Origin of the sequence: Rubripirellula reticaptiva (assembly GCF_007860175.1) — a bacterium.
GTDB classification, from domain to species: Bacteria; Planctomycetota; Planctomycetia; order Pirellulales; family Pirellulaceae; genus Rubripirellula; species Rubripirellula reticaptiva.
The window spans coordinates 844,255-871,223 of record NZ_SJPX01000006.1; the positions used below are offsets into that span (position 1 = coordinate 844,255).

General features: G+C 55.1%; 22 protein-coding genes. 13 read left to right on the top strand and 9 right to left on the bottom strand.

Going from position 1 to position 26,969, the window contains the following annotated elements; translation table 11 throughout:
- Window positions 1–25: 25 nt before the first annotated feature.
- Window positions 26–1,117, bottom strand: coding sequence for a M28 family peptidase (locus tag Poly59_RS28795; RefSeq protein ID WP_146537495.1), 1,092 nt, complete (start codon window positions 1,115–1,117; stop codon window positions 26–28).
- A gap of 200 nt (window positions 1,118–1,317) precedes the next feature.
- Between Poly59_RS28795 and Poly59_RS28800 the strand changes: the two genes are divergently transcribed.
- Window positions 1,318–2,919: a phytoene desaturase family protein gene (locus tag Poly59_RS28800; RefSeq protein WP_146537496.1), complete on the top strand. Its 1,602-nt coding sequence runs from the start codon at window positions 1,318–1,320 to the stop codon at window positions 2,917–2,919.
- On the opposite strand, the gene Poly59_RS28805 is transcribed toward Poly59_RS28800, so the two are convergent.
- Window positions 2,882–3,541, bottom strand: a complete 660-nt coding sequence (locus tag Poly59_RS28805; RefSeq protein ID WP_146537497.1) for an RsmD family RNA methyltransferase — start codon at window positions 3,539–3,541, stop codon at window positions 2,882–2,884. The genes Poly59_RS28800 and Poly59_RS28805 overlap by 38 nt on opposite strands.
- 135 nt (window positions 3,542–3,676) lie before the next feature.
- Between Poly59_RS28805 and Poly59_RS28810 the strand changes: the two genes are divergently transcribed.
- Both Poly59_RS28810 and Poly59_RS28815 read left to right on the top strand, forming a co-directional pair.
- Window positions 3,677–5,035: a peptidylprolyl isomerase gene (locus tag Poly59_RS28810; RefSeq protein WP_146537498.1), complete on the top strand. Its 1,359-nt coding sequence runs from the start codon at window positions 3,677–3,679 to the stop codon at window positions 5,033–5,035.
- 290 nt (window positions 5,036–5,325) lie between these two features.
- A complete protein-coding gene (locus Poly59_RS28815; RefSeq protein WP_390621540.1) occupies window positions 5,326–6,606 on the top strand; it encodes a Gfo/Idh/MocA family protein in 1,281 nt (426 codons plus the stop codon).
- 89 nt (window positions 6,607–6,695) lie between these two features.
- Here Poly59_RS28815 and Poly59_RS28820 read toward each other — a convergent pair whose 3' ends face one another.
- The 3 genes from Poly59_RS28820 to Poly59_RS28830 all read right to left on the bottom strand — a co-directional run bounded on the left by Poly59_RS28820 (window position 6,696) and on the right by Poly59_RS28830 (window position 10,184).
- The gene (locus tag Poly59_RS28820) at window positions 6,696–7,871 is read right to left on the bottom strand and encodes a hypothetical protein (RefSeq protein WP_146537500.1); all 1,176 of its coding nucleotides are present in this window, start codon (window positions 7,869–7,871) and stop codon (window positions 6,696–6,698) included.
- A gap of 223 nt (window positions 7,872–8,094) precedes the next feature.
- A complete protein-coding gene (locus tag Poly59_RS28825) occupies window positions 8,095–9,609 on the bottom strand; it encodes a YhjD/YihY/BrkB family envelope integrity protein (RefSeq protein WP_146537501.1) in 1,515 nt (504 codons plus the stop codon).
- Between the two features lie 218 nt (window positions 9,610–9,827).
- Complete coding sequence (locus Poly59_RS28830) at window positions 9,828–10,184, bottom strand: hypothetical protein (RefSeq protein ID WP_146537502.1); 357 nt, start codon at window positions 10,182–10,184, stop codon at window positions 9,828–9,830.
- Between the two features lie 329 nt (window positions 10,185–10,513).
- On the opposite strand from Poly59_RS28830, the gene hpt reads away from it, so the two are divergent.
- Genes hpt through Poly59_RS28845 form a run of 3 tightly spaced genes read left to right on the top strand, consistent with a single transcriptional unit; the run spans window position 10,514 to window position 13,385 of the window.
- Complete coding sequence (gene hpt / locus Poly59_RS28835) at window positions 10,514–11,056, top strand: hypoxanthine phosphoribosyltransferase (protein WP_146537503.1); 543 nt, start codon at window positions 10,514–10,516, stop codon at window positions 11,054–11,056.
- Complete coding sequence (locus Poly59_RS28840) at window positions 11,053–12,297, top strand: glycosyltransferase (protein WP_146537504.1); 1,245 nt, start codon at window positions 11,053–11,055, stop codon at window positions 12,295–12,297. The genes hpt and Poly59_RS28840 overlap by 4 nt, the downstream gene beginning before the upstream one ends.
- Window positions 12,294–13,385: a glycosyltransferase family 4 protein gene (locus tag Poly59_RS28845; protein WP_146537505.1), complete on the top strand. Its 1,092-nt coding sequence runs from the start codon at window positions 12,294–12,296 to the stop codon at window positions 13,383–13,385. Before Poly59_RS28840 ends, Poly59_RS28845 begins: the two co-directional genes overlap by 4 nt.
- A 39-nt stretch (window positions 13,386–13,424) precedes the next feature.
- Here Poly59_RS28845 and Poly59_RS28850 read toward each other — a convergent pair whose 3' ends face one another.
- Entirely contained in the window at window positions 13,425–13,763 is a 339-nt protein-coding gene (locus Poly59_RS28850; RefSeq protein ID WP_146537506.1) for a DUF952 domain-containing protein, read from the bottom strand.
- A 137-nt stretch (window positions 13,764–13,900) separates the two neighbouring features.
- Here Poly59_RS28850 and Poly59_RS28855 point away from each other — a divergent pair, with 137 nt between their 5' ends.
- The 5 genes from Poly59_RS28855 to Poly59_RS30505 all read left to right on the top strand — a co-directional run bounded on the left by Poly59_RS28855 (window position 13,901) and on the right by Poly59_RS30505 (window position 20,812).
- The gene (locus Poly59_RS28855; protein ID WP_186776583.1) at window positions 13,901–14,416 is read left to right on the top strand and encodes an RNA polymerase sigma factor; all 516 of its coding nucleotides are present in this window, start codon (window positions 13,901–13,903) and stop codon (window positions 14,414–14,416) included.
- Window positions 14,409–14,960 carry a hypothetical protein gene (locus Poly59_RS28860; RefSeq protein WP_146537508.1) on the top strand — a complete coding sequence of 184 codons (552 nt, stop codon included), beginning with the start codon at window positions 14,409–14,411 and terminating at the stop codon, window positions 14,958–14,960. Before Poly59_RS28855 ends, Poly59_RS28860 begins: the two co-directional genes overlap by 8 nt.
- Entirely contained in the window at window positions 14,960–16,405 is a 1,446-nt protein-coding gene (locus Poly59_RS28865; RefSeq protein ID WP_146537509.1) for a hypothetical protein, read from the top strand. The genes Poly59_RS28860 and Poly59_RS28865 overlap by 1 nt, the downstream gene beginning before the upstream one ends.
- Window positions 16,402–17,346 (top strand): hypothetical protein, encoded by a 945-nt coding sequence (locus Poly59_RS28870; protein ID WP_146537510.1) that lies wholly within the window; start codon window positions 16,402–16,404, stop codon window positions 17,344–17,346. The genes Poly59_RS28865 and Poly59_RS28870 overlap by 4 nt, the downstream gene beginning before the upstream one ends.
- A 610-nt stretch (window positions 17,347–17,956) precedes the next feature.
- Window positions 17,957–20,812, top strand: a complete 2,856-nt coding sequence (locus tag Poly59_RS30505; RefSeq protein ID WP_146537511.1) for a beta strand repeat-containing protein — start codon at window positions 17,957–17,959, stop codon at window positions 20,810–20,812.
- Between the two features lie 208 nt (window positions 20,813–21,020).
- On the opposite strand, the gene Poly59_RS28880 is transcribed toward Poly59_RS30505, so the two are convergent.
- On the bottom strand, window positions 21,021–21,431 hold the full coding sequence (locus tag Poly59_RS28880; RefSeq protein WP_146537512.1) for a DUF4259 domain-containing protein: 411 nt from the start codon (window positions 21,429–21,431) through the stop codon (window positions 21,021–21,023).
- Window positions 21,432–21,468: 37 nt separating this feature from the next.
- A complete protein-coding gene (locus Poly59_RS28885) occupies window positions 21,469–22,824 on the bottom strand; it encodes a DUF1598 domain-containing protein (RefSeq protein ID WP_186776584.1) in 1,356 nt (451 codons plus the stop codon).
- Between the two features lie 249 nt (window positions 22,825–23,073).
- Between Poly59_RS28885 and Poly59_RS28890 the strand changes: the two genes are divergently transcribed.
- Window positions 23,074–25,152, top strand: coding sequence for a sigma 54-interacting transcriptional regulator (locus Poly59_RS28890; protein ID WP_146537514.1), 2,079 nt, complete (start codon window positions 23,074–23,076; stop codon window positions 25,150–25,152).
- 42 nt (window positions 25,153–25,194) lie between these two features.
- Here Poly59_RS28890 and Poly59_RS28895 read toward each other — a convergent pair whose 3' ends face one another.
- On the bottom strand, window positions 25,195–26,310 hold the full coding sequence (locus tag Poly59_RS28895) for a retropepsin-like aspartic protease family protein (protein WP_186776585.1): 1,116 nt from the start codon (window positions 26,308–26,310) through the stop codon (window positions 25,195–25,197).
- Between the two features lie 94 nt (window positions 26,311–26,404).
- On the opposite strand from Poly59_RS28895, the gene Poly59_RS28900 reads away from it, so the two are divergent.
- Complete coding sequence (locus Poly59_RS28900; protein WP_146537516.1) at window positions 26,405–26,941, top strand: hypothetical protein; 537 nt, start codon at window positions 26,405–26,407, stop codon at window positions 26,939–26,941.
- The last annotated feature ends 28 nt before the right edge of the window (window positions 26,942–26,969 follow it).

Genomic DNA, 26,969 nt, shown 5'->3' on the forward strand with positions numbered 1-26,969 from the left:
GCAGTACCTGCAACTTGACAGGGAATCACTGGCGATTCAGCCACGAGTGCACGACCCATACGACCGCAGCCATCGACGTACCGCTGCAGTTTGCGGGAACGTCTTGCTCGGTATGCCAATACGAAGGAGCACCAATCCCCGGCCGCGGATAGTCGAAGTCGATAATGTCGGTCGTTGGGATGCCCGCGATTCGGTTCAGCGGTAGATGATCGTCTTGTATCTCATGGCGAGTTCGCGCCACAAAAGCGTCAACGCCCAGATCGGCCGCCACGGCCCAAACGCTCTTCGTGACGTCCCTCGCCATCCTCAGACTGTTGGTTTCGTAGAAGACTTTCAATTCGCGGTCGCCGATCATGTCCAGCAAGATCCCGGCTTGATAAGGAATCGCTGGCGGTGACGACTTGTATTTCTCGGCAAAAAACGTCGACCCTAAAAAGTAATCGTCGCGGCCCTGTCTGAACACAAACTCCTCGCCATCGAACAAAACAATATCGACACCCACATCGCTTGGCAAACCGCTGACGAATTGGTGCGAGATTTCCATTAGCGCCGCCGTTCCGCTGGCACCGTCGTTCGCACCAACAAAAACCCCGCGACGATTGTTACGATCCTGATCCGGGAAAGGGCGAGTGTCATAGTGGGCGCAAAGCAAAAAACGTTTCGGACGATCCAGCCCCCATGACGCGATCACATTTGACATTGAAACGTTTGAGCCGTCTTCGGGGTGCCGAATGTCGAAAGTTTGCATCGAAACAACCGCACCTTGGTCGGTAAAGAACTTCCGCAGGTACTGCTGTTGCTGTGCCATCGCGGCTGATCCGGACGGACGAGATCCGAATTCGCAAAGCTGATTCAAATAACCCATCGCCCGGTCAGGTTGATACGCCGACGGAATTGCGCCCGATGCAGGCGACAAATCGACGGGCGCGTCGCTTTCCGAATCCAGAAAGAACCACGCTAACACGGCGACAATCGCGATGACAAAACCGATCGCGATCCAGCGCGCGGACGAACTTGGACGGGGCGGAGTGGGTTCCGACGATATTGTCGACTGATGAGACCACGCTCGCGTGTTTTGCCGCGCCGATTCGGCGTCCGCTTCACTCAACTTCAACATCGCCTGGGCCACCGCTGTGAAAAGTCCATTCGGTCATCTGTAAGTCGTCCATTGTCATCGTTTTGGGCAGCATCGCCACCCCGGACTCAATCCGTCACCTGTTCTTTGCTGCAATCGCCCGGCGCTCTACAGTGCCAGTACCCGGCCCAATACAGTGCCTGAAACTGACTTTGCAACTCGACCAGAGAGAGAGGACAACGATGCCCGCTGCTGATCCCGAATCGCTTCGCATTGTTATCATTGGCGGCGGGTTGGCCGGACTGTCGTCTGCCTGCGTGCTGGCTGCCCGAGGCTACCGCGTCACCTTGTTGGACAAGAACGAATGGGTTGGCGGCAAGGCGGCGGTCCATACCGCCGACGGGTACCGGTTCGACATGGGGCCAACCATCCTAACGCTGCCAAGCGTGCTGAAACGAGTGTTCAGCGAAGCCGGAAAGGAACTTTCCGATTACATCGACATGGTCCCGCTGGATCCTCAATGGAGGTGTTTTTTTGAAGGCAGCGCGTCGGCATCCGGCGCAACGTCCGAAAATACCTTGCTAGACTTGGTCGCCAACACCGAATCAATGAAGAAGAATATTGCCGAGCTGACCGGAACACCGACCAGCGGCGATGGATACGAACGGTTCATGCGGATGAGCGAGCAGTTGCACGGAGTCTCGGATCGCTTCTTCTTTTGGCGCAGCGTCGGAGGACTAGCTGACACGATGGATGTCGGAGGCGCGTTTTCTGCGGCAGTGTTGAAAGACGTTTTGTCGTTGCGAATGGGCCGCAGTGTCGCTTCGGTGGTTCGTTCTTACGTTCCTGATGCACGCGTTGCGCAAATGATGGACCACTTCACGCAGTACGTTGGTTCGTCGCCCTACAACTCGCCCGCCGTGCTTTGCAGCATCGCTCACATGCAAACCGACGAGGGAATTTGGTACCCGATCGGAGGAACTCGTGCGATCCCCGAAGCTTTATGCAAATTGGCTCAAGAACTTGGCGTTGAAGTTCGCACCGGCACCGACGTGATGCGGATCACGACATTGGATCAACGAGTCACCGGTGTTGCTACGACTAGTGGCGAGGAAATTGCCTGCGATGCAGTGGTCAGCAACTGTGATGCGGTTCGAACCTACGGCGAACTGCTAAAAGACACGTCACAGTCGAAACGGTTCCAACGAACAAACAACTATGAACCCGCGTGCAGCGGCGTGGTGCTGTACTTGGGCCTTGATCGGCGTTACGAGCAACTGTTGCATCATAACTTTGTGTTTTCAAAAGATCCCGAAGGAGAGTTCGACTATATCTACAAGCGAGGCGAACCGGCTCCGGACCCAAGTGCTTACGTTTGCGCGCCGTCGATTAGCGACCCAGACGTTGCACCGGATGGCGGCGAAGCGTTGTACATCCTTGTCCACACGCCGTATTTGCGGCCTGGGCATGACTGGAAAAAAATGCTGCCTGAGTACCGCGAAGTAATCTTTGACAAGCTGGAACGAACCGCTGGGATGACAGGCATTCGCGATGCAATTGTCCACGAATCATCGCTAACGCCCGAAGGGATCCACAACCGATACCGAGTACTCAACGGCGCGATCTACGGACTGGCAAGCCACGGCAAGTACGTCGGTGCGTTCAAGCCTGCGAACCGACGCAAAGATTTGACGGGACTGTACTTAGCGGGCGGTGCGGCGCACCCTGGCCCCGGAATGCCAATGGTGATGATGAGCGGCTGGATCGCAGCGGACTCTTTGGACCAAGATGCCCAAGCCGGCAAGATCAAAGGTTCATCCCGCAGACCTGGGCCGGCTCGATAAACCCAAGTGTCGTGCCGCCATACGTCCGCCGATCCCAATCACCGGGCGGCAACAGATCCTGATCGAACGTCTTTTCAGTTTCGACCATCAGAACGCTGCCGGGCGGCGCGTTAAGCTGAACTGTGCGAATGATCGCGTTGAGGTCTTCGAGTCGTTCGTGCCACAAAATGTAGGGGGGGCAAAGAAACACGATCCAGGGCGTATCGTCAGCCGGTGGCCCCAGCAACTGGCCGGCGACGCGGAACGTGTCGGCACTGACCACAACGATTTTGTCGGTCACATCAAGAGAATCGGCAGTTTCGCGAATGTAACGAACCGCTCGCCGATTGAGTTCGACCGCGACAGCCCGCGAAGCACCCCGACTGAGGGACTCGAACGTCATCGCCCCCGTGCCCGCGAACAGGTCAAAGCAAATCGCCCCTTTAGCTGCCTTTAGCAGGATATTGAACGCGTTTTCGCGAATATTGTCCTTCATCGGGCGAGTGAAGTCTTCGCCGTGATAGATTACCGTCCTGCCTCGCATCGTCCCGCCGATGATCCGCAATTTCGTCGGTTTGGATTTCGATGGGTCGGTTTGGGATCGAGATGATCGGCTTTTCGATTCTTTTGCTGGTCGTTTCATCGGGCTAAGTATAGCGAACCGCAGCACTTGGGCGAGTCGGCCGTCGAAAGTCGCCAGGGTGCAAAACCTAAACCGGTCGAGCAGCGTAAAGGCAGCAATGGATCTAGTTTTTTTGCAGCCACTTCGAGAGCCTGTATGAGTTTTTCAGTCGCGAGATTCCGAGTCTTCTTCACGGCCCTGATCGTCATGACGGCTGTCGTGCTAGTTTCCGCTGGCATGGCCAGCGCCGCGGCTCAAGAAAACAAGTCCGAATCGGAGGTCACCAACGAATCCGATGAATCCGGCGACGAAACAGGCGTCGCTGTTGACGGTGACAGTGCCCCAGCATCCGAAACGTCCGTGGAATCTGCGGAACCATCCGACCAGCTACCTGGGTTTACTACCGCCGACGACCCCGCTTATATCGCCGAAGTGGAACGTCGCACCGAAGTGTTCCAACAAGCTAAAGCGGATCTTCGCGATGCCATCCTTGAACAGCGGACGCTGTATATGCGATACGTCAATCACGAAGACCGAACGCCATCGAGTCGTGAAGCCTACACGGCCAAGCGGATTGAAGTGATTAAAAAAATGGACGACACCTACATGGCGGCGCTCGATCTAACTCGCATTACGGGCGACCAAGAAGCCGCGACCTACCTAGTGACGATGATCGATCACCGATTCAAACGCGACATTTACGACCTCGCCACACTTGAAGGCGCGACCCGAATGATCGACGGCGGATCGCAACTTGCCGTGATGTTTCAAGCGGCGGCACGTTCCGCGATGGTGGTGGGTGAATTCGACATGGCAAAGAAGCTGTACGAAGTTCTTGCCAGTCAGGAAGAGGGAGTCGACCCGATGGAGACCGTCGACAAGAGCTTGGCATCCTATCTAGAAAAACATCGCGAACGATTTGCAGCCGAAGCAATGATCCAAGCCGCCGAAGCAAAGGAAGACCGTCTTCCTCGCGTTAAACTTGAAACAACCCAGGGCGACGTCATCATTGAACTATTCATAGACCAAGCTCCTTCGACCGTCGCCAATTTTATCAAACTAGTCGAGAGTCACTTTTACGACGGACTAGATTTCTATCAAGTTGTCGATCACTTGTTTGCGCTGACAGGCGACGCAACAGGTTTGGGTAGTGGCAACAGTGGCAAGTTTGTGATCGACGAATGCGACCGTCCTGACGCGCGACGCCCGTTTCGCGGATCACTGTTGATGGCCAAAATTCCGATCGGTGAAAACGGCGAGTTTATTCCCAATTCTGCTAGCACTCAGTTTGCAATTTCGTTTCTTCCGCTGGCGGTTTCAGCAGACAATCAAACCGTCTTTGGACGTGTCATCGAAGGAATGGATGCGATTTCGCGAATGCGGCGAATTGACCCGTCGAAAGAGAAAGACAAAAACGCCATCCTGCTTCCTCCCGACCGGATCATCGAGGCGACCGTCATCCGGCGCCCCGAAGTCCTTCCTGAAATCGAGTACTTTACGCCGCCAGGACGATGATCTCAGCGATCACAGGGCGGCCCAACCGCCATGGTTTGGTCGCCATGTTTGCTGGCCGACCATTGCTCGGCTAAAATAGCGGCTTCGACACCCCGCCTAACCCTGCCTAATTTAACTGATCGCGATCATCGCCGATGAAGAAGACTGCCCGGTCTCAAGCCAACAAGTTAGCCAAACAAGCCAAAGCGGATGCGTTAGCAACTGCCGAAGCAAACGGAAACGCTGTCGTCGACCCTAGCATCGACGAAACAACAGTCCCATCGCGCCGCAATTTCATCAAAGGCAGCGGCATGATGTTGGCGGGCGGAGCGATCGTTGGCGGCAACCTTGCGGTGGCGCGCGCGGCCCACGCTTATGGCAGCGATACTATCAAAATCGGATTGGTCGGATGTGGCGCACGTGGGACTGGCGCGGCGATCCAAGCACTCAATACTGCGGGCGGCGGAACAAGACTCGTTGCAATGGCGGATGTCTTTGAAAGCAGCATCCAAACCGCCTATCGCACGATCAACAGCAAACACCCGGACAAGGTCGATGTCGACGCGACCCGCTTTGTGGGATTTGACGCGTACCAGCAACTGCTAAAAACCGATTGTGATTTCGTCATCCTGGCGACACCACCCGGATTCCGACCGCTGCACTTCGAAGCCGCCGTCGATGCTGGAAAGCATGTCTTTATGGAGAAACCAGTCGCCACCGATGCACCGGGTGTTCGCCGTATCCTAGCGGCAAACGAAAAAGCCAAACAAAAAGGTCTAGGCGTTCAAGTCGGCCTGCAACGACATCACGAATTTCGGTATCGCGAGTGCATCGGAAAGTTGCAAGACGGTGCAATCGGCGACCTGATGTTCGGCCGCGCGTACTGGAATGGCGGCGGCGTTTGGGTGCGTCCGCGAACGCCCGAGCAAACGGAACTCGAGTATCAAGTCCGCAACTGGTATTACTTCAATTGGATTTGCGGAGACCACATCAACGAACAGCACGTTCACAATCTAGACGTAATCAACTGGCTGCTCGGTGAATATCCTATCGAAGCTCAAGGGCAGGGTGGACGCGAAGTTCGCAAGGGTACCGACCACGGGCAAATCTTTGATCACCACATGGTTGAATTTACCTACCCAAGCGGTTTCAAACTGTTGAGCCAATGCCGGCACATCCAGGGCTGCTGGAATAACGTCAGCGAGCATGTACACGGCAGTCGCGGAACATGCGATATCAGTGACGCTTTGATTCGCGACCGGCAAGGGAACAAGATTTGGCAAAGCGACGCTAAGGAAACCAAGGGCGGCAAAGGGTGGCAGCAAGAACACCATGACTTTTTCGCGAGCCTGCGACGTGGCGAAACGCCGAACGAGGCCGATTACGGTGCGCTAAGCACAATGACGGCAATCATGGGCCGGATGGCTACCTACAGCGGCAAAGTGGTGAAGTGGGACGAGGCAATCAACTGCAAACAATCGCTGGCAAACGTTGACGCAATGTACAGCTTCGACGACACCGCTCCGGTGCAACTTGACGCCAACGGCCAATATCCGGTGGCGGTGCCTGGCAGCAAAGATAAGACTGTTTAGGTGGACCGCACAGAACTAGCGGCGGCAATTCAGTCTTCACCGAACTGCCGCCGGGATACAAAGCTACTCAGACTGGCAGCCTGTGAAACTTAGGCTGCGGCTTTCTGGGCTGGTTTACCAGTCGAATTGAGCCACTTGGTGACCTTCTTGAGATCCTTTTTCCAGTCGGCGTCTACTCGGCGATCACAGAACGTGTGAAACAAGCCGTCGACGGTTTCGCTAAGAGTGCGGATGGCGTCGATGCGATCGTCGTCATCGAATTCCTCGTCGTCGTCCAGGTGAATTTTAGCGCCGCTGATGCCGAACGTTTCGGCTTGCAGAACAAGGTCGAACGTTCGTCCATCGCGAACCATGGTCATGCCCGTTTTGCGAGGCAATTTGCCTGACCGGATTGCCTGCATCGCTTCGGGCAACTTGACAGGCGATTCCGCCGTGATTGTTTCTTTCCCCGACTCGCCAAGCGGGCATTCCAACGACAAAGTCTTCGCCAACATCAGCGTGACTTCGGATTCATCGGGCAACACGATCGTGTCGGATTCGTTTTCAAGCGTCCACCACAACCACATCAAGAACTCGTTACCTAAAAAGTCGGGTGCTTGTGAGTGTTCGTTTGCCCATCCATGTCCAGTAGCCGTTTCACCGGTCACAAAACTGACTGGCTGTAGATCGTCCAAGTCGGCAAAGCAATCAGCTTCGACGGACCAATCCTGAGCGATGATTCCTGCGCCGAGACGACGCAGTTCAACTTCGAAGGTTCTCTCCAATAGATCGGTGCAGTAGGCACTGGCGGTGCCCACCGATCCACCGAAATATAGCAATCCGTTGGAGTGATCCCAGAGCAGTGGGAACTGTTGCATGCGCCGATACTTGCCCGATGCGGCTTCGACTTCACATCGCTGCTCGACTGCTTCTTTAGCTTCTTTGCGCTGTGATTTCGTCGCCACGCCCGACGGGCTGTCCTTGGCGTATCCAGCCAATTCCATTTGCAACCACGCAGCACGAATGGCTGCGGGAATCTGGTTCGTGTCAACGCGAACGCACAAATGTACGGCGTTGTTGATCAAATTTTTATCGAGGTCAAAATCTTGATCAAAGAGATGATCGCCGCCCAAGAAGCCGACGTGAACATTTTCAGTGGAAGCACTCTCGTGCCGCCCGGCTGCGTTGTTGGCCAGAATTTCGATGTGTTCTTCACCGAACGTGTCCGCATCGAACCCAGCGACGCTGAACCTTTCGAAACCAAGACTTCCGCGTAGGAATGGCATTAACGATCCCGTTATCGTAGAGAAATTTGTGGGGAAACCGAACAAGGTGTCGTGTCGTTATCGACGCGAAAGGACCGATAGTTTGCCATGGCAAAACCAGCGATCACCACATGCCCACGCCGCACGACCGTTATCAATGCCCAGATTGCCACGGAATCGATCCAAATTGCCTGGACATTGGCTGCCGCGACGTCATTTCGCTGAAACGGCAAGAGCAACCTTATTAGCCAAGATCGGCCAGCGTCGTTCCGCGAGCAGCCTCGCGTTCGGCTGTCTTTAATCTCGCCAGCGACTGCCAGGCCGGATGATCGCTGGTCGGGCGAATATGATGCGCAAGTTCAAGAATTTCAGTGACTTCGATTTTCGACGCGGGTCGCGAAAGCGTCAAAGAATCCGACTGGCCCGGTCCGCCGGCGACAAGTCGCAACAGCCCGGCTTCGACTAGTTGGTCGGTCATTTGATGAACGATCCGACCGCTCAATCCAATTCGGTCAGCAAGTTCCTGGTTGTCGAGCGTCGCGCCGGCCTCGAACGACGTTCCAATCTCACTCATGATCGGCAACATCCAATCTGGATCTCCAGGCGGCAACTCTATGTCGTCCCAAGATGTTCGATTCTCGGTTGGCGCTCCCATGGTTTGCAACGTGTAGGTCAGGATCAAGCCAAACAAGACAATCAGCCAGGTGATGTAGATCCAAAACAGAAACAACGGAATCAGTCCAATCGAACCATAGATCCCGGTATAGGGAACGGCTTTGGCCACATAGATTTGAAATCCAAACTTTGCAAACTCCCACAATAATGATCCGACAAGCGATCCGATCACCGCCGCCCTAACGCTGACACTAGTATTTGGCATCAACGCGTACAGCAGGAATAGCAACACCCAGCTTGCCATCATCGACAGCAGATGGATCAGTACCAATCGAAAGTCCGATCCAGCGCCGATTTGTGAAAACCATTCCACCACCTGCCCCGACATGTACAGACTCATCGCCAACAGCCCACTGCCGAGTGTGATGATCGACCAGTGAATGGCCAAACGAATATGGATTGGCCGTTTTGACGGTGCGTCGTAGATCTGGTTGAACAAGTGCTCGGTCGCGTTGGCGAGCGCGACCGCTGCATAGACGAATAACAGCAGACCGAATACGCCAATGGATTTGAAGTCGATCGACGCAACTTTCGCGGTCAATTCAGTCAACGTTCGGCGAATACTTGCTCGCGCTTGGCGAACCGATTCCTCGCGGACTTCTTCCTTGTTCTGAGCTTCACGTTCAGCCAACGAAATCGCTTCGTCGATATCGATATTGATTCCGAGAATTGGATCTATTTCATTGCCGACATCGCCAATGATCTGCTTGCCGATCATTGGTTCTAGCGCCTCCTCGAGTTCCTCGGTGGGCTTGTGTCGTAGCACCAACACATCGTTGTCACCCGACCCGGGAATTTTGGGAACGCCAAAAAACGAATAGAGCTGGTTTTCGACTTGCCCTTGGACCTCATCCAGACCACCGACAATGCGAAACATGACCAACCCCAGTACGACGACCGGGATCAGCGAAAAGATTGTTCGGTAGGTCAATTCCGCGGCCATACCTTCGGCCCGGTGTCGTTGCAATTGACGCCAGCAATGGGACGTCAAATCCCAGCCGCGCCGAATCCGGTGCTGTCGCGGCGACAGTTCGTCCGGTGAACCGCAACACACGTCAACGATGGAGTCTATCAATCGAGTCATCGAACACGCGAACCTTCGGCAACGGTTTACCGCACCACCAACGGGCTGGCGCTAACAACACTCCGAAGCTTACCCGACTTTGACAGATCGAGCATAGGCTGACTCGGCCCAGGAGGCTCAATGTCGTCGCTTAGTTTCCGAGCATCCCAATGGCCGGGCAACTCGCAGACTGGGCAGAGCCCCACAGGTCGTAGCCGGCCGCCGGCCCGCTAGAATCACTAGGCCGCGCGGCGGATCGAATCGCCAAACTCGTCGCTTGACTCTTCTGCTGGTTTTGCAGTGGGCCGTGTCGGGATAGCCAGAATGGTGGGCGCACTGTGGTCGGTTTGGTCTTCCGAAGCCACGAAAGAATCGATTTCGTCGCCTCTCATCACGCAAGCGAGCTGATTGTCTTGGTCGAAGATTTTTAGCGTGTCTTCTTCGATAAACCAAACCGCATGATGGTTCGACGATCGAAAACGGCGTCCACAAAAGAATTCGTTGCGAATGAGTATCGATTCGGACTCAATCTCGCCACCCTCTGTCCAGCAAAGGAAGCACTCGCGGACGGTCGCCAATCGCTGAGAATTCGTCATTCATTCAGATCAAAAGGTGGTACGTTTGCGACGGGATCTAGAGGTCCGTGACGTCGTTGCGAGCGCCGAAACCGAACGCCCACCCTCGAGTCATCGACCGTTTCACGCTCGCACCATCACTCCATCTGGCATTGTCGGCATGTGGGGCCCAAACTACGCAAATTGAACCCACTTTGTGCATTTTGCCTTCACCTGAAGCCATTGCCCGGCTCTCACTGATCGAGATTACGTTTAGAATTGGTATTCGAGAGCTCTCCACCCTCGGCGGTGCGATTGGGAACCACCTCACAGCCTTGCTAGCTATTAGTCAAAATCGAAAGTTGATCCGAATGCGTATCCTGTTAGACGAAGCTCAATTAACAGAGGGGGTCGAACGACTGGCGACGGAAATCGACCACCACTTCGGCGACCGTCCGTTGACTGTGATCGCCATCATGACTGGATCATTGGTGTTGTTCGCGGATTTGATTCGTCGGCTGTCGATGCCTCAACGAGTCGGCGTGGTTCAAGCGTCGAGCTACCGCGGTGGATTGAAGTCTGGCGATTTAACGGTGGACGCGAAGATGCTGATTGATGTAGCCGGCCGAGACGTTTTGCTAGTCGATGACATCTTCGACACCGGAAAGACGCTGGATCGGCTCAGTGGAATGATGAGCGAGTTTGGCGCCGCGTCGGTAAAGACGGCGGTGCTGCTGCACAAACGAACGGATCACATCGTTGAGCTACGACCTGATTTCAAGGCGTTCGAGATTCCGGACGAGTTTGTAGTTGGCTACGGGCTGGACTTCATGGATATGTATCGCAACCTGCCGTATCTAGCGATCCTTGAACCTCACGAGATCGAGCAAACGGCGGCGGAAGCAAAATCGTGAGCCGTCGGCGGGTGCTGTTGATCGGCCGCCATTTCTGGCCACATGGATCCATCGATTCGGCTGCGTTCCTGTTTCAGCTTGCCTGTGGACTTCACCGCCGAGATATCTCAGTCGAGGTCTGCACGCCTCGCTACGCGACCTCGTGGCCAGAAAAATACTGGCTGCGAGAAATCCCGGTCCACCGGCCTGCTCCGCCGCCCCGAAGCGACTGGTCGATCGGACGTTACACCCGCCATCTGACTCAGTGGATTCGGTCGCAAGGTGATGCCTACGACCTGGTATTGGTCGACGCGATCCGAGAAGAAGCGATTGCGGCAATCGAAGCTTCGCGATTGACGGGTACCGCAACGATGCTGCGTTATTCGGGGTGGGGAAAACAATCCGACAGCGAATACTGGAAAACCACTCGCGGCGCACGCCGGTGCGGAACGATCGGAAAGATGGCGGACACGGTGATCGCGAAAAGCGCGGCCTGCAATCGCGCGCTGCTGACCGATCGATACTCGGCAGAACGAATCGTCCGCATTCAACCCGGTTTTTCGGCTGGACCAATCACGTCCGAATCGAACCGTGAAAGTGCGCGTCGATCTTTGGCCACCGCCAACTCAGATTTGCGGACCAATCCGGACACTATCGTCGCTCTCTGTAACGCTCCGATGACTCGCGATGGCGGCATCCAGGACTTGGTCCACGCGACCTATCGCATGATCGACAGGCATCCAAACTTAGCAGTCTGGTTCATTGGCGATGGTCCACGCCGCGATTGGATCTACGAACATTTGAAAGCGGATGGCGTTCGCGCATCAATCGCGATGCCAGGCTCTTTCGTCGACACTGACGAAATTTATGCGGCGGCCGACATTTACTTTCAAACCGACGAATCAGGCCTAGATCACTTTTTGCCAACGGCTGTTTCCGCCGAATTGCCGATCATTGCCGTTGAATCCGAATCGGTTCGATCGATTTTGGTAGGATCAGTTGTCGACACATCCGAACAAGATGGGCCATCGAATTGGGTCCAGTGGATCAAGGATCCCTCGCCCACGAACTATGTTGAATCGGTGTCGCAAGTTTTGAACCATCTACCAGATTATCGTAACCGCTCGGCAAAGATGCGTCGTCACTGGTTGCGAAGCCGGCCGATCTCGGCGACCATCGACGCCTATATCGACACGATCGAGCGTACGATTTCGCGAAAGAAAGGATCCAACCGTGGGGCGACGGACGAGGCAGCATCATGACCCAGCGCATCGTGCAAATCATCCCGACGATGGATCGCGGCGGCGCTGAAAAACAGCTCTGCCTGCTCGCCGAACACCTGCCGCGTGATCAGTTCGACGTGCACGTCGTGCTGCTGACCCACGACGGGCCTCGCAGCCAGAGCCTTCGTGATGCTGACATTCCTGTCACCGTGATCGGCAAACGATTCAAAGCCGATCCGTCAGCCTTGTTTCGATTGCGTCGCGAGTTGATGCGACTGAAACCCGATGCAGTCCACACTTGGCTCTTTGCCGCCAACAGTTTTGGCCGCGCCGCGGCTCGATGGGCCGGCGTTCGAAAAATCTTCGCCAGTGAACGATGCGTTGACCCGTGGAAGACGTCGGCTCACTTGATGATTGATCGAACGCTGGCAAAGCGAACGAATGCGATCACGACCAACAGTACAGGCGTCCGCGATTTCTACGTGGGACACGGAATCGATCGCGATCTGTTTCGAATCATCCCCAACGGCATCCCGCCGCGAAAGACTTCTTCGATCGATCGCGACGAAGCGTTTTCTCGGTTAAAAGTTGAGTCCGATCGAAAGCTAATCCTAGCGGTGGGACGACTGTGGCCGCAAAAACGTTATCGAGATTTGATTTGGGCGGCCGAATTGACGGGAACCGTACGAGAAGACACGACGTTAGTGATCATCGGCGATGGGCCTCAGTCGGGTGAGCTGCTGCGACATCGCGACGCCGTCACGACGCCCCAACGAGTTCGGTTTGCCGGTCAACGAGATGACGTTTCGGATCTGTTGCCGCATGCCGATGCGTTTTGGATTGGAAGCGAATATGAAGGGCAAAGCAATTCGGTGATCGAAGCGATGCAGGCGGGCGTACCGGTCATCGCAAGCGATATCCCAGGTAACCGCGATCTCGTCGTCAGCGGCCAAACCGGGATGCTGGTCAAGCTCGGGGACACCGCAGACTTTGCCCGCCAAACGATCGAACTGTTCAACGAGAAAGCGACTGCCGATCAACTGGGTGACGCAGCGAAACAGAGAATCGCGACCGAGTTCACAGTGGAAAAAATGGTTCAATCTCATGCTGATTTGTACGAGAATTAGACTTCCGGAATCTCTGGCCAACGCATCTCTACGCACGTGCTAGCTCGGAAGCACATGCAGACCGTCGGGGCCGATCATCAGCGGCTCGGCGGCGATCACTGCGTCCATGGGAATTGAACCATAGACGTGCGGAAACAGATCTCCCCCTCGCGACGGTTCAAATCGCAGCATTTCGTCCAACTGTTCCCCGTCGACTGTGACCAACATCAGTTCAGTCTGACCGACAAAGTGACGAGCGAGAGTTTCGGCGACCTGTTCTGGCAAGGACAAGTGGATGAAGCCGTCGACGAGATCGATTCCATGTCCGGCAAAAAAGCCTGCTTCGGTTGCCGATTCCCAAACCGGCTTCGGTACAACCTTAAAAAGAATCGATGCCATTGGATGTTTGCCTAATTGAGGTGAAAGATTCGCGTGTTTTTGAGAATGTTTGAGATCGTCCACCCTCGGTGGCATCCTTGCAGTAGATCGGTCCGACACACACTGGCCTAATTCAGCGGAATCGAAACGAGACCGACTTGATCGACGCAGCCACTCTAACGCAGATTTGGAACCAGCATGCCAGCCGCTTGTTGTTGGTCGCTCGATCAATTGCTGGCCCTGGTCGCACTCCTTTGGCCGAAGACGCCGTTCAAGAAGCTTACGTCATACTCGCTGTTCAAGACAAATTACCAAACGATCCGTTAGCATGGCTAGTTTGTGTCGTTCGGAATCAAATTCTGCAATCGATTCGCTCAGGTGTCAGGCGTGACCTTCGCGAATCGATTTTAACAAACAAGCCTTGGTTCGAACCAGACTTGCATGAAAAACTGGACGCTGAAGACGTCACCACTGCGATGATGAAACTGTCTTCACCGGGGCGTGAGATCATCGTCATGCATTTGTGGGGTGAAATGTCGTTCGATTCGATTGGCGAGGTCTTAGAAATCTCGCGAGCAACAGCCCATCGTCGCTACACCGCTGGGATGCAGATCTTAAGACAACAATTTTCAGGTGATCGTGATCCCCAATCCATGCGTGCGTGCAATGAATGATGAACAAGACTCGTTTGAAAACGAACTGAAGCGTCTTGTGCCAACCGAGCATCGCATCGATGTTGCGGGAGTTTTCTATCGCGCCGGATACAGTGCCGCGATTGCGTCGCAGCCGTCAAGCCCGCGGAATCGTTGTCACCGAGGTTTGACACTGGCCGCGTGCTTGGCCGCGTCGGCAATCGGCCCAATTGGATTCTTCGCAGGACGAACATCGGATGTTGAATCTTTCACGAATCAGCCAAAAGACAAAACAACGCAGCCCGTTGTTGCGACGCAACCACCGGCGATCGTCTCGATCGTCACATCTGAAGTTGCATCGGAACCCGTACTGAAACGTCCGGTCAATCGCTGGTCGCGGTCGCTCGATTCCATGCAGCCCCAGCCCGATCCGCTAGCGACACTTACCGCGTTTAACCGTTCCCCGGTCTTCCGCGACGAAATTTCCGTCGCGACAACCAACTCACGATCGCGATCGGCGGATCCAAAAACACTATCGGTTCGTGACCTCGATCTCTCTGCCAGCACAATCAACAGGAATCACTGATGCGATTCGCTCGATCCCTTTGTCTCGCGGTCTTCGTGTTGACGGCTGTCCACGCAGGTTCGTCTCGTGGCGACGAGGCAAACGATACCGTGGTGACGTTGCACCCGATGGCGGCGCCCGATCCGATGATGAAATATCGGCTTTGGCCTGGACCGCACGACCGCACTGAACTCAATCCAATGCATCCGATCAATCGCGCGCTGATCATGCTGTACCAACAGACGCCACCAGATGACGAAGCGTGGGAAAAAGTTGAATCCTGGGCCGATACATCGCCGGACGAGTTACCGATCGAAGAAGTGCAAAAGACGCTTGCCTACTTTGGGCAGTCGCTCGATGAATTAGCGTCGATCGAAAACGCGATGCGAATCGAATACAGCCTCGACACCGATAACTTGACCGCAGCGGAAACCGCGTCGCTGGTTGTGCCAGAACTGCAGGACATGCGTTTGTTAGCTCGCTTAATCGAACTGCGTGCGAAACTGGAAATTGGGCAGTCACGATACGACGACGCGATCGCGACACTGCGATTGGGTTTCCGTTTGTCCGACGCGGCCGGAAACAGCACCCATTTCTTGGTCGGCAAGTTGATCGGCGTTGCGATCGCGCAACGGATGTTTGCGGTGATCGAAACGGCAATCATTCGTGAAGATTTCCCAAATCTTTACTGGGCGCTAGCAGCCATGCCAAGCGACCGACTATTTCGCATGAACGAGTCGCTCGAGCACGAGTCGGTGCTGCTGAACAAGTTGATCCAGCAAACAGGCGAATTCACAAACGAACCGATTGGCCGGAATGCTGCGATCGCACGATTGGAACCTCTCGCGATAACCATCGACGATTTCATTCGCGCGAACAACGGCGGTGAATCCGAGCCCGAACTGGCCCGACTGATGAGCGGCGTCTATGTCGCCGCGATGGCGGAACCCTCGCGTGAGTTGTTGGCGGCGACAGCGATTGGGGAAAAACGAGCAAGCGAGTTGTCGGCTGCCGAAGCAGTGCTACGATCGATTCGTTTGCGGTGGGAACGGCATCGAGACCGGTACTTGGCGTGGACGATGTTGCCGCCTGAATTGTGGACGAATTATGAAACAGAGCGTGACGCTGCCTTTGGCAACGAACCCGAAATCTTAGACCCCATCGACAAAGTCGCGTGGACGGTGACTGCACGGCTAAGCTTGCCCATCTCGGCGAGCTATCGAGCCGAACTGACACGAAACCGATTGATGTTGCTCGAAGCGATTCGGATGCACGCCAATGACACGGGACAATTGCCCGAAACCCTTTCCGGTCTGCGTCCAGTTCCAGCCTGGTTGAATCCGCTGACCGCGTTGCCCTTCGGCTACCAGCTTTCTCACGCCGATCATGCCGTGGTTTCCTACGACACCGGTGTTCCCGCCGAGCCCAAATCGACCATTCATGTTGCCCTGAAAGTTGTAAAATGAAAATCCGAAACCTAATCTCCCTCATCATCTGTGTGAGCCTGGCAAACGCTCTGGCTGCTCAAAACTTGCCAGAAACGCTCGAACGAAACGTTCTGTTCAATGATGTCGAACAACGTGCGGTAAACCATCATCCGGTGATCGCGTACCTAGAACCATCGACGTCGCTGTTGTTTCGTTCTAGTCTAAAAAATGTAAACACCGAAGCGATTGCGGCGTGGGCTGGGTTGCCCCAAAATAGAAATGCGAAGACCAATCGCGATAGGATCCAGCGCAAGATCGATCTCGCGATTCACGTCTGTGGTGAGTCGGATGTTTACGTGATCGCGTCGCCAAGGTCCTTGGTCGAAGCCGCGCCGACAATTGTCTTCCCATGCAAAAACCCATCCAATGCGACTGATCTGGCTCGGTTGATCAAGGATGACTTACCGAAATTGAGCGCAAAACTAGAATTACGAACGGATCAACGATTCGTGCTGATTGGTGTTCCGCAGGCGATACAACGTGTCTTAGTTCCCGAGGTGGCCGGGCGATCCAAACTGATCGAAGCTCTTGCGTCTACCGACGAGTATCCAAATTCGATGGCGATCGCACTACCCGATCGAGTTCGTGACGACTTGGTGTCGCTGTGGCCGGAGCAGTTGCCGCCATCTTGGCCGATCGAAATTTCGCCACGCGCGATGGCGCGAGACATCGACCGAGTAACGGCATCTTGGCGATTTCCGCCAAGCGCCGAACTATTGGTCACGTTTGAAAACACAGACCTCGCAGCCGCTCACCGCACTCGACAGTCCATCAGTAAGATCCTTAGCCACCGACCGGGGCTCGCGGATCGTTTGGCGATTTCAATCGATAACTCGACCATCCAAGTCAAAGCAGATGACGCGACGTTTGCAGAAGTCGTGCTGGTTTTGGCGGGACTTTGGACTGGGTTGATGGAGTAAACAAGGCCGACAGCCGTGAGCTGGCCGGGGCTTTAATTGGGTGCAAGACGGTTGGCGGAGCGAGGCCAAAAGAAAAAAGTTCGAAGCGAATTTTTAAGACGCTCCCAGACACACTTGTCACCATTGCCGACCACAAGTGTCCGAGAAGTACCGAAGAGATGCCCCGAACCCACTTGAAGCTGCCCTCACAAAATTTTGAATCCAGACGTAGGTGGTTTCCCACGCGGCATAAAGGTTCAAAGCACATCGAAGATACGTAAATTCCAAGCAGATCGCGATCGGACAATTGGTCTAGCTGGTGCCTGAGGGTCGTTTGAACGTCCCATTTTGATCGCGGTTCTCAGTGCTCACTCCTGACAACCTATTCTAAATCGCATCGCAGAAACGAAGCTGGGTTCAGCTCTACATGAGGGCGACATTCGAAATTTGAAGTCCCCCGGTATTAGCTCGCGTTTGATACCGGGGTCAGATAAAATGTGCGCATTCATGACTCTCATCTTATAGGTGATCTGTGCATCATTTAGTTATCAAACCGATTTTAAATGGTCGCTTGTCCGGCAAGATCTGCAGCAGGCAAAACGCAAACGTCCAAATAGCGAACAGCTGCCTTTTGACTTTACTCGTACTTATCGCGACAAGCATTGGGTTCAGCGCCCAATCCGATGCGGCAGTCGTAACTACCATTGGATTGGCAGGAATGGATGGTGCCGACGGCGCTGACCAAGATCCTGGCCAAGCCGGAGCTAACGGTAGTTCTGGAGAAGCTATTAGTACTTCGGTTGCGACCATCGACGTCGAGAACCGATTGGCGATTAGTGGCGGCACGGGAGGGAAAGGAGGTGCAGGCGGCAATGCAGTCTCGAGCAGTTTCCCCGGAGGAAATGGGGGACGCGGAGGAGATGGTGGAAACACTGAAGGTTCAGTTGCCTCGAGTGGGTCGGGCATTGTGACTTCTTTCTTGAACGCCTTTGGTGGCGATGGGGCCGTCGGCGGAGTCCCTGGAATTGGCGGCTCATCATCGTTCGACGGTATTGCGGGAAGAGGTGGTGACGGCGGAGCAGCAGCTGTGCTTGCCCCCGGGGTGGTCGCAAATTCTATCGACGACGAAGCTAACGCCGACGCGCTGCTTACGGGTGGACGAGGAGGTGGGGCAATCGTAGATGGAGGATCGGGCGGCAACGGCGGAAGTGTCTCTGCAATTGTCGCAAACACTCTTGCAACAGGTAACGCCGAGGCCAATGCATCAGTCGAAGCCAACGGTGGCGACGGCGGTAATGCATTAGGGAACGGGGCCTCAGGAAATGGTGGTTCCGCCACCGTCATTGACGCCATTCGTGCAACCGCTGACGTCACAGGCATCGCATCCCTTTACCAAGGCGCCTACGGCGGGATCTCTGGTTCGGCAGAATCTGGATCGATCGGTACTGCCGGCAACGCAACGAACCAGTTGACGGCCAGCAACGATACTTCATTCGTTCGCGCGATTCTGCAGACCGAGGCCGGCGGAGGTGGGAATAGGAATAGCACAGCTGGCGCTGCCGGCTCCGGTGGAGACACGACATCAATCGGCAGCTTCTCGAACTCGGGCGAGATTGTTGCTGACAATGAATTTCGCGGTGGAGATGGCGGGTTTGGATTTGGTGGCGCGTCGTCAGGCGATGGTGGCAGTGCAATCGGCGCGTTGAACCTGATGTCATCAACTGATGAAGTGGACGCCTTCGTTTCCGCACGAGGCGGCGACGGAGGCTTCAAAAATTCTGGTACTGGAAACGGAGGTGCGGGTGGAAATATTACTTCGAATCTGACGGCGATAGGCACGACAGGCGCGTTTGCATTCTCAAGTATTCAGGGCGGTGGGGGTGGAGACGTTTTTGGAACAGCTGAAGGCTCCGGAGGCGACGGTGGCACTGCGGAAGGCGTCGTCGCCGCAACGACGACCAGCGGTATCGCTAGTGTCGAAGCGTTTTATCTCGCCGGCTCAGGGGGCTCGGCACGAGGTTCTGGCATCGGCGGACACGGGGCTTCGATTTCACTCGACAACTCGACTACGGCGATCAGCAATCTAAGTTCGGGGGAAAGCTCGGTACTTCAAGTCGTTGAAGCCGGGGCGGGGGGCAATTCGGAACGCGGTGCCGCCGGCATTGGTGGTTCGGCGCAGTCTCAACTGAACGCCAGCAACACAAATTTCAATTCCGCATTGACGAGTGAAGTCTACGGCGGTGAGGGAGGCGATCGAAACGATTTGAGCGGATTCAGTGGCGCCGCCGGTGAAGCGACTGCGGACGTAACGCTCCAGAATATCGGTGATGCAACAGTCGAAGTGTTTTCTTTCGGGGGACAGGGCGGTAACGGCACTAGCGGTGCATCAGGTGCGGACGGTGGTAAATCGCGAGCTAGCGGTTCAAGTATTTCACAAACCATGAGTGCGATATCTTCGATCGAATCCTACGGCGGCGACGGTGGATCAACCGGCGGACAACCAACATTGGGCGGTTTAGGTGGCGACACGAGCGCAATTTCCTTTGCACAAGCCAATGGAGTCAATCAAGTCGCAACCTCCAATGCGCAATCCATCGCAGGTTATGCTGTTTCAGATGCCGGCAACGTCCTCTCGATCCGCTCAGGTGCTGCAGAAGCATTTGCTACGAGCGTTTCCGCTAGCGGCACAGCGACTTCGACGGCAGTCGCCGAGGGCAGAGTGTCGCGCGCGGTTTCGATTGCTGACGGCATGAATGGCAATTCAACCGCAATCACAGCGTCGGCCGGAGTCACCCTCGGCAGCGGAACCTTAGATTCCATCCGCTTTACCAATTCGGTAACCGCAAATGTCGGTAGCCAAAGTCGTGTCGAAAGCTATTCAGCGGTCGATGGAACAATGTGGTCAGCCTCTGACGTGACAAATGCAAATGCGTACTCGCTTCTGACAATGTCACCGACACTTTCTGACGTCCAGATAGAGCTTGCGTCTCAATCCAACATCCAGAATGCAATCGATGGCGACGTGGTTCTTGGGATTGGACATTTTGGTGGTGGCTATCCGTCCGACGGATCTGGACAGCACACGTTCACAACTTTTCTTGAGTTCGAGTTACCGGACCTAACTTTTGCGGGGCAAGATGCAACGATCGGATTTTACGATTTCTCTTCGACCGGAAATGGCTTCGAAACCCTGATACTTTCTATAAGCAGTACCGGGTTTAACGACGCATGGACGTTCAACGATATCACCTCCGCTCAGTCGTTTTTCACTGACAATCCGGTGTCCCTCGGCCCGTTGTCAGGCAACAGTGAAATTCTGCGAATGCAAATGGACTGGTCATCCAGTCGAGTGTCTGACGGATTCTCAGCAAGCTTCGCCGTCACCGCAGTGCCCGAGCCAAGTCAATTTATGGGGCTAACTGCAATGCTTTCGTTGCTGTACTTTCAGATGCGTCGCAACGGCAAACGCCACCCTGGCAAACGGTAAGCGATGCATAACATCGCGTTTCCTGAACGGAAACGCCGCAATAGTTGTTGTTAGCAGTTGGACAGGCAATGCTCCCGCCTTGCGACAAGGCAATACGCGATGACAAACACAGTGCCGCCGAGCCAGCGAAGCCGTCTGGCAAGATGCCCGAACGCGAATCGCAGAAGCGGGCGATGATTGAATAGTCGCTAGGCGGTAAAACCAGCTGTTAAACGCACATGCGAAGCTCGTACTTCAGCGATTCGATCTGCCTGCGCCAGGCGTCCAATTCGGGGCCAGCGTCTTCCCACTGTTGGTACATCTCGGAATCATCGTTGAGGACACGGTCTAGCCCATCAACGGTGCTGGGAACCAGGCTCTGAACCAGAACGTCCAACGAGTTGTTTCGTTCCAGCCAACGATGCGCCGCTTCGGGCAACCCTTCTCGCGGCCCGCAGAGCAAGCCACGAATCATCTCAGCCGTGCAGACAATTCCAACACATGCCAACATGCCGAGCGCCCCCGGCTCGGACAAATCGAGGCAGTGATCAAAGAATGCGATCGGGTCAGAATCCAATAGGTCTTCTAACCAATCGCACGCAATGTCGTCCTCGAACGTTCGTGGTCCCCATGATCCCATCGAATTGATTCCGTCGAAATACGTTTGACTTCGACGACTATTTGTTCCACCACCAACGATCGCCGGCCGACGCCAAAGCGGCTTGGCGAGTCTCGCTGATCGATGCGTCAACCTTTTGCTTTTCAACAATTTCGAACGCGTTGACGTCAACGCCACCCGATGCGGTAACGACCCATCCGTTGCGGCCGTGAATGAAACTGCACTGAGGATCGACACTGCGAGGAACCGAGTATTGCGCAAGTTCGATCGAGTTTTCCGTCTGCGAAAGCGTCGACAAGTCGATGCCAGCTTTGGCCGCCAAGTTTTCTTGAACGATCAGGGTCGCCACAACGGTCAAGTCCATCACGTTTTCGAGGTCAGCGAAGACGGGGATCGCCTTGGACAGCTCCGAAAACGACTCGGTCATCTTGTCAGCCCAAAGCTGAGCCATCTTCTCTTTCCGGCCTGACGCCTTTGCGGTGCCATCGGATGCTACCAGGTCTTGCTCGGTCATCGTTTTGACACGGCGACCGGCCAACTTCCAGGCCAAGCCATCATCGGTTTTGGACATCGCGTCGTAATCACAGGCCATCCACCAACGTGGGTTGGCACTGATCGCTTGGCGATCGTTCTTGGCCATTTCTAAGAAGCTTGGCAGCCCGGCGACTGGCGACGGAGCCAATCCCATGGCGACTCGTTTCATTTCAAAGTCAGCCGCGACCATCGTGCGTGCATAACGACTGTCGCCGGGGATACCGGTCAACAGAATCATTTGCGGTCCGAACGCTTCCTTCATCGAAGCTTCCATCGCGACAGGGTTTTGCCCAGGACGCAGCTTCACGCGGCTCAGCATTTGTTGCAATCGGCGACGGCCTTCCGGCGTTGGCTCAATCGAGCAACTGATACCAGCCTGACGCGCGGTTTCGACGCTTCGCATGGCGACCACCAAGTCAGCCAATCGCATGGTCGAGTCACCTGAAACGGTGCCCACGACGGATCCGTCGTCCAGCATTTTCCAAGGTTCGGCAGGACCAGCAATCACGATGTCATGCTTGTCTTGGTCGACGAACACGTAATCGATCTGTTGCAGTCCAGCGAGAAACTCGATGTCTTCCGGAATCGGTTGGCCGTCCATATCTCGCTGCAAAATCGCCTTCTGCAATCCAGCCAGCGAAATCATTCGCAATTCGGTCGTATCATTCAGCATGCCCTCGGCGGGCACAATGTTTTGGCGCAGTGCATTGGCGAGTTCTTGTTTCTCGTCAAGCGTTGCCGTTCGCACGACCCCGGCAGCGTCGATCATCACGCCCCCGACGGATCGTTGGGATCCAATGCCGGTGATCCCCCCATGAACGGAAACGGCTGCACCAAGCATGCCCACGCCGACGATTGCGGCTGAACAGACTGGGACCATGAAGAGTTGTTTGATTGAACGCAAAGTTCGGGGGGCCAAATCCATCGCGGTGGATCTCCGGGTAAAAGCCGTTTGGGGTAGCGTCCAGATGGACGTCCCACGTACGAAAGTCGATGAGTATGATGCTAGTTTGACTGCGACGGGCCCAAATTTCGAGCAAATTCCTGCCAGAAGCCAAGTTATCGTCCATTAAGATAGTTAGCCTCGAAACATCCAGCAACCGAAGCTTTTCCGGTTCGACGAGACTTCGTGAACACACCATCATCCCAACGATCGCAATCGTCACCACCGCCCAATCCAGTCGCCGATTCGGCAGCTCGCCAGGGGGCCTATCTGGTGCTGCGCTCGGCTGGGCGTTGGAGTGACGTTTTTCGGCTTTCGCCGCCCGCCGAAGCGGTAATCGGCCGCTCCTCGGCGAATCAAATTGTCTTGCGAAGCGACCAAGCCAGTCGCAGGCACGCCCGAATCCACTGGGTTGGCGAAAAAACAAGTGAAACCGCCAAGCCGGCAACAAAACCAGCCACCGCATCAACAACGAACTGGCAAATCGAAGACCTTGGCAGCCGCAATGGGGTCTTCGTCAATTCCCAGCGAATTGAGTCGCCAACGATGCTAAAAACAGGCGACCTCATCACGATCGCCGGTTTCGCCATCACTTTCACCGATCGGATCGACGGCAGGCAGACGGACAAAACCACCGAATCAGCGCCGCATGCGACCGACGATCAACTTACCCTCGAAATCGATCCCGCGTCGATCACCGACCGACGCCGCGAAAGCGTATACCTGCATTCAGGTTCTTCGACTTTGCCAGCGATCGGTGGGGCCAGTTTGCCGCTTCTGCAACTCGCCTTCGCCCTGGCTCGCGAAAACGATCCCATCGCCGCAGTTGAAGCGACGCTGGAATGTTTGACGGCCAATGTCGCGATCGACACGGCCGGCGTGTATTTGAACAGTACCGATTCGGAAACAAACACCGACGCGATCGACATACCTTTGGTGTCAACGCGTCAAACGGGCCCGCGAAGCTATCGCCGACCGCCCGAGTCGCTATTGAAGTCCGTTGCTGCCGACGATGGCCAAGCAACGCTGGCACGCAACGTCTTAGGTGATGTGCAACTGGCCACGGAAAACAGCCGCGGCGAAATTGATATTGAAAGTCTGATCCTGGCTCCGATCCGTCGCGTTGATGGTCCAATCCGAGGAATGCTGCATCTGACCACGGCCGCCGGTGGACGTCCGCTCGCGTCAAGCGACTTAGAATTTGCGGTCGCCGCCTGCGAAATCCTTGCCGAGTCGCTTGCTAACCAGATTGATCGACAAGAACTTGGCAAGGCATTAAACCAGAGCCGACGGACAATTCGCCAACTGCAAAACCAACTTGGCGACAAAGTTCAAATCATTGGACGAAGTGAGCCCATTGCCGAAGTGATTGAAAAAATCACGCTGGCGGCGCCAACGTCGGCAACCGTGCTGGTGCGTGGCGAGTCAGGGGTTGGTAAAGAATTGGTGGCTGCCGCGCTTCACCATGCCAGCAAGCGAAAAGATGGGCCGCTAGTTTGTTTGAACTGCGCTGCACTTTCGCCCACATTGTTGGAAAGCGAACTGTTCGGTCACGAGAAAGGCGCCTTCACGGGCGCGACCGACCGCAAACGTGGCAAGTTCGAGATGGCCGACGGTGGCACGTTGATGCTCGACGAAATCGGCGAGATGAGTGCAGACATTCAAGCGAAATTTCTGAGGGTGCTTGAAGGGCATGCTTTCGAACGCGTTGGCGGACACGAATCGATTCGTGTGGACGCAAGGGTGGTGGCGGCGACAAATCGCGACCTGCAGGCCATGGTGGCAGATGGCAAGTTTCGACAAGACCTTTTCTATCGACTCAACGTCGTCGAGATCATCGTGCCTCCGTTGCGAGCGCGAGGTTCGGACGTCGTTACGCTGGCCGAATATTTCTTGCAGCGTTTCAATGCTGAAATGGGCCGAAAAATTGAGTCCATCACCGACGCCGCGAAAAAAAAACTGCGTGCCTACCATTGGCCAGGCAACATCCGCGAACTCAAAAATGTGATCGAGCGGGCTGTCGTCTTGAACCGCAAAAATGTGATCGACGAGTCGGATCTATCGCTAACGCCGGCCGCTGACTCCGCTTCGCCTGCGAACATTTCGGACGGCACCGCGATCGAAACGACGCTTGCGGAACTCGAAAGACAACACATCGAACGCGTGCTCCAGCATACCGAAGGTAACAAAAGCCGAGCTGCTCAAATCCTAGGGATCGAACGAAGTACGCTCGATCGCAAACTGAAACGATACAGCGAAGCATGACCCGGGACTTCAATCAGCTTTGTACCGCAAACTCTCGCAAATTCAGTCGTCCGTTTTGACTCGCAACATCTTCAGGCTTTTCTCGGCCATGTCGATTTCAAATTTAAAGTTGCCCAGGTAGCTCATCCCAAGCAGCGGTTCGGCATCGGTTGCGGCTGCATCCAAAACCGCTGCATTGATGTTCTCGGCCTCAAACTCGCCGACGCGAACCCGAGCCAACGTGACCCCGCGTGCCGGAATCTCACGACCATCGGCCATGATCATTCGCATCTGCGGAGCATCCGGCGGAACCACGATGCCCAGTTCTGTCGCGGTCTTACTTGGCAGACTGATCAGCGATGCGCCGCTGTCGACAACCATCCGCGTCGATACTCGCCCCACCACAACATTCACATACAGCGACTGATTGACCACCTCCAACGCAATCGTCTCGCTAAACACTTCTTGCTCGATCTTCTGCAGTCGCTTGTCAACGACGGACAAAATATCATCGGCCGTCATTGCCTCCGGCGTGTCAAAGTTAGCATGCATCACTCGCAAAGCAATTTGAACCGGCGACGTGATCAGTTGCTTGTCCAATTCCTCTTTCAACTTCTTGTAGTCGCTTCGAATCGCCAGCACCGTTTCGGCATATTCTGCTTCCGCCGAATTCAGGGTGGCTCGTTTCGACGCAAGCAGCACCTTTTGAGCCGACTTTTCACTCTCTAGAATTTTCGAACGGGCAATCCCCGCGTTGATCATCCCAACCACCTGGTCGCGAGCTCGGGAGGTGACGTTGCCTCGCGCAAGTTGCAAGTTCAGCTCGCCATATTGCACATTCAAACGCTTCAACTCTTGCTCCATCGCATGGATCTGCTGGTCAACCGCTTTCCAGTCGTCGTAGATGCGTTTAAGTTCGCGCCGAGTCTTGGATAGTCCGCTGATCGCACGCCCAATCTCGGCGGTGTCAGTCGACTGAATCACCTTGCCCACACGACGCAGCTTTGCGTCTTCCAATATTTTGTCGGCTTTCTCGACCACCGCAGGCGAAAACTTTTCGGTCGCTGTTTCTTGTGATACCGCAGCCGGCGACAGCACCGGTAGACTGAGTGCACCGAGGACCAGACTGGCAACGGCCAAGCGAACTTTGTGCGAACGATTTAAAAAAGGAAACTTCATGAAAACGATTGGGTGGATGAGGCGTCGGTCAGAGTTCCCTAGTCTAGCCGCTGGAGTGTTCGCTGCGGCAGTGCTTTTTTGTTCTTCGCCCGCCATGGCAACCGAGCCCGTTTCGCTGACGGAACTACGCGTCCAAACAAGCGAATTGCTTCGCGAAGAAGCCAAAGTGTCTCGCGAGAATAGTCGGCGTCAGAGTCCGCAAGCAACCATGGTGGCGATGAATTTATGCGACCTATTCGTGGTCATTCACAATGATCCGAGGTACCCAAACAGCGAAATGCTGCAAGGTGCAGCGACCCGGATTCGGCGACGACTAATTCAAGTGAAACAGTCTCGCGAAGCATCGCTCAATCGCAACGGTATCACGCGGCCTAGCGGATTATCATCACAAGTCGACGCACTGCTGACAGGCGATACCGCGAACCTAGCTGGCAGCGCGGGTGGAGTGCTCGGCGAGGCCGAGGGCTGGGGACTGGTCGAACTGATCCAGCGAATCATCGCTCCCGATTTTTGGGATGTTCGAGGCGGTAACGGAGCGATGCAGTACTTTGCCATGCAAAAGGTACTTGTTGTGCGAGCCACCTCTGATGTCCACGAACAGATCCGAGATCTTTTAACAGCACTACGCTAACCAAAACATCTTTCCTGTCCGCCGTGAA